3 protein-coding genes and 1 tRNA gene are annotated in these 3943 nt (G+C 65.5%); 2 read left to right on the top strand and 2 right to left on the bottom strand.

Going from position 1 to position 3943, the window contains the following annotated elements; all coding sequences use genetic code 11:
- Positions 1–226: 226 nt before the first annotated feature.
- Both NTW26_11270 and NTW26_11275 read left to right on the top strand, forming a co-directional pair.
- Entirely contained in the window at positions 227–1123 is an 897-nt protein-coding gene (locus tag NTW26_11270; GenBank protein MCX7022828.1) for a transglycosylase SLT domain-containing protein, read from the top strand.
- Positions 1120–2742 carry an ABC transporter ATP-binding protein gene (locus NTW26_11275; protein ID MCX7022829.1) on the top strand — a complete coding sequence of 541 codons (1623 nt, stop codon included), beginning with the start codon at positions 1120–1122 and terminating at the stop codon, positions 2740–2742. Before NTW26_11270 ends, NTW26_11275 begins: the two co-directional genes overlap by 4 nt.
- Positions 2743–3230: 488 nt before the next feature.
- Here the strand turns inward: NTW26_11275 and NTW26_11280 are convergent.
- Positions 3231–3328: transfer RNA gene (locus NTW26_11280), tRNA-Sec, on the bottom strand.
- 44 nt (positions 3329–3372) lie between these two features.
- Positions 3373–3943 (bottom strand): SelB C-terminal domain-containing protein (locus NTW26_11285; protein ID MCX7022830.1); only part of this gene is annotated, 571 nt, incomplete at its 5' end.

Raw genomic sequence — 3943 nt, forward strand, 5'->3', positions numbered from 1 at the left:
GGACGTCTCTTGCCAGCTCGAGCGAGATGACCCCTCCGCCGGACGGCTTCCGACCAGCGCATTCTAGCCTGCCCGGGGGCGGAGCATGCTGCCATGAGCGGCGTCCCCCGAGGAATGATGAGGTGTTCGAATCGCTTCTCAAGGAGTGATGGCCAGGGGGATCGTCGCTCTCGCTCTCGCGTTCGCCGCGCCGGGCCTTGCCCGGGCGGGGAGCTCGCCGAGGATCGTGAAGATCGTTGTGGGGGGGCCGCACGCGGCGGAGGGAGTGGCGACGGAAGTGGTGCTGCCTCCGGGGTGGCAGCCGGGGCAGCCGGCGCTCCTCATGGTCTTCCTGCACGACGGGTGGGGGAGCGAAAAGTCTTTCCGCAAGCACGACCTCGCCGCGGTGGCGCTGGGGATGATGCAGGGGGGCGCGATCCCGCCGGTCGTGATCGCGAGCCCCAGGCACCGGGGCACGTTCATCGTTGACAGCCCGCGCGGCCAGATGGAGAGCTTCGTCGCGGAGGACCTGGTGCCGGCTATCGAGCGCGAGTTCCCCGGGGCGGGCGGCTCGCGGGACCGGCGCTCGGTGTGGGGGATCTCGCTCGGGGGGTACGGGGCGCTCAAGATGGCGCTCCGGCACCCCGGGGTGTACGGCCGGGTGGCGGCGCTGGCGCCCTGGGTGCAGCCGCTCGCCTGGGACAGCTACGAGGGCAACCGCACGATCTGGTCGCGCTGGTTCCTGGAGCCGGTGTTCGGGCACTCCCGCGAGGAGAGCCGCTTCGACCCGCAGGCCGTCTCCAGCGCCGGGGCGGTGGGCCTGATGCAGAAGATGCCGGCCACAGCGGCGATGCTGGCCGCGGAACTGAAATTGGAGGATTACGACCTGCGCGACCCCGCGGATTCGCTTCTGTTGGGGGCGGCCTACTTGGCGAAGATGCTCGACCGCTTCCACGGCAACCTGGCCCTGGCGCTGGCCGGATACAACGCCGGTCCGGGCAACGCGCGGCTCTGGGTCGCGTCTTTCAATATACTGCCCCCCGACGTGTGGCTGTTGCTAAAGCCCTTTGACGAGACGCGGCGCTACATCATCCGGGTGGTGGGGAGTTATTACCGCTACCGCCAGCTTTACGGGGGCGGATGAACGACAAACGTGACAGCGACGGCTTGAAATTGGCGCTGGAGGTGCTGCGCCCCTGGCGCCTGAGCCTGGTGGGCCTGAACCTTCTGGGGCTACCCCAGGCGGGGCTGGGCGTTTTCCTGGCCTGGGCCGTGGGTTACGGCGTGGACCGCTTCCTCGGGGAAACCGGCGGACTCCAGGCGCTCATCCCGCTCCTTTTAATCGGCCTGTTCCTTCTTCGCTCGGGGTTCGGGATTTTCGTCCAGTACCTCTCCCTGGGTCTCGGCTCCCGTATCCACCTGGCCCTGGAGCGCCGGACCTTCGCCAAGCTCCTGAAAATCCCGCTCCTGGACTCCGTGGGAACCGGCGAAGCGGCGAACTCCCTCTTTTACGACTGCGACAATTACGCCCGCGGGGTGGTCGAACTCTACGGCACCCTGATTCTTTCCCTCCTCCAGGCCGCGGGTCTGTGGATTTACCTTTTGGTGCTGGACTGGCGGCTGGCGGTGGTGGTGGCGGCGGCCGTCCCTATTTTCCTCTTGCCGCTGCAATTCCTGCTGCGCCGGATGCGCCGGGCGAGCGGCGACTTCTACGCCGAGAACCAGCAATACTGGAGTCGGGCGGTGGACGCCACGCGCGCCCCCCGGCTGGTGCGCGGCGCCGGGGCGCAGGATTCCGAATTTAGAGCCTTCGCCGATTCCGGCGAGCGGAGGCGGCGGGGGATGTTCCGGCAGGCGAAGTACCATTTCCTTGCCGGCCCGCTGGGGGAAATCTTCGCGGCCTGCGCCATCGGGGCGGCCTTCTGGCTGGGGGTGGACCTTCTCGGCGCGCAAGGGTTGAGCCTGGGCGGCCTGGGCTCGGCGGCGGTGGCCACGGTCTGGCTCCTGGGCGCGCTCAAGGGGATATTCGACGCCGCCGGGGGGGCGCAGGACACCCTGGTCCTGCAGGGGCGCCTCGCGAAAATCTGGCGGACGGCCGACGAGGTCCTGGACGGGCCGGAGCCGCCGGAGTGGCGCGTCCTGGAAGCCAAAGACCTGGCCTTTTCCTATCCCGACGGGACCGAGGTTTTCCGGGGCGTAAATTTAGCGTTTAAGCGGGGGGAGCTGGTCCACCTCGCCGGGCCCTCGGGAGTGGGGAAGACCACCCTGGCGCGGGTTCTGTGCCGCCTGTACGAGCCGACGGGTGGGCGTCTCTTCCTCGACGGAAAGCCGCTCTCCGACTACGGCCTCGGCCCCTGGCGCCTGAAAACCGCGCTGGTGGACCAGGAGCCGGAGTTTCTGCCGGGAATGCTCGCGGACGCCGTGGCCTATCCCGATGAGGTCGGCGACGCGGAAATCGGCGGGCTGCTGCGCGAGGTCGGCTTGGGGGATTTCGACCGGGAGCTGACCTCTGGTGCGCCGGAGCTTTCGGTCGGCGAGCGGCGGCGGTTGGCCCTGGCCCGCGCGCTTTTCCACCGACCCGATTTATTAATCCTCGACGAGACCACCAGCTACGTGGACGCCGAGCTGGAGCGGAAATTGATCGAAGTGGTGCGGCGGAGGCTGCCCGGGGCGGCGGTGCTGGTCATCAGCCACCGCGAGCGGGTGGGCGCCCTGGCGGACCGGCGGCTGCGGTTGGAACAGGGGGGAATAACCGAGCTATAAGTTAAATGTTTTGTAAAGAAAAAGGGCCAAACCGGTCCTTTTTCAACTATACAAAGATTTCCAACACCTTAGTTCAAGGTCAGAGTGTACGACCTACCTTTCTTTTCGCGTTTCACCTTTCCGTGTTCTTCTGCGAAGTAAAGGGTGTACCGTAAGTTTTCCTGGGAATATTGTGGGAATATTTTATACAGATCGGTTTGGAGTACGCTAGGATTATGACCGATATAGGGTAAGATCTCGTCGCATATCTTGTTGTAAAGTGGGTCTTTGCTTACAAAATCAGCGTATGCTTTTTTTGCATATTCCAGTTCGGCTTCAAGTTCGCCCCCAGTGTTAGCATTTTGCTGCCGTACTGATTCTACCCACCTGAAGTAATGGGTACGAGCGGTGTCAAAATCGCCTTTCGCTTCGGCTTCTTTGGCCCACTTTGAATGGAGCTTTATTTCTAGGCTTCGGTCAGGGAACTGTATGGTAACCCCATTATATGTTGGGGGAAGCTGGTGGGAATCGAACCCACCTGGGACCGGGTTAGGGCCCCACAACGGATTTGAAGTCCGCGAGGCTCACCAGATACCTGCCAGCTTCCCCGATGGGGTCATTCTAGCACCGACCGGCGGCGCAAGCCAAGGGTCATACCAGGGGGGCGGCCTTCGCCGCGTTCTCGTCCAGGAGCACGTGGGTGCCCGACTCGCGCTTGGTCAAGCCCTGCTCGTGGAAGTGGTCCAGGAGGAGCGTGGCCGTCTTGCGCGAGAGGCCGGTGCGTTCCTTGTACTCGACCACCCGCAGGGTCCCCGATTCCTTGAGCATGACGATGGCCGTCCGGCGCAGCTCCTCGTAGCGCCCCGCGGGCCAGAGGTGGGTCTCCCCGACGAAGACCGCCTCCCCCACGGCCTCCAGGTAGTGCGCCAGGTCCAGCGCGGTGTCGGGGTGGAGGTTTCCGAAATCGGCGAGGGCGAGGTTCTCCTCGTTCTCCAGAACTCGTTTCGCCTCGGCGATGCGCGCCTTCTGCTCGGCGGTCGGCTCCCCCCGCCCGACGACGGCGTAGGCGGAGCCCACCGGCCGCAGCCTGCCCGTCTCGACGAGTCCGGCTATCGCGTCGCGCAGCGCGCCGTCCTCCACGTTCCGCCCGGCGAGGGAGGACAGGCGGCCTCGGTCCAACCGGCAGAAGGGGAGCCTTTTTTCCAGCACCTTGTCCAGCGCC

This window comes from bacterium (assembly GCA_026398675.1).
Classification (GTDB): Bacteria; RBG-13-66-14; RBG-13-66-14; order RBG-13-66-14; family RBG-13-66-14; genus RBG-13-66-14.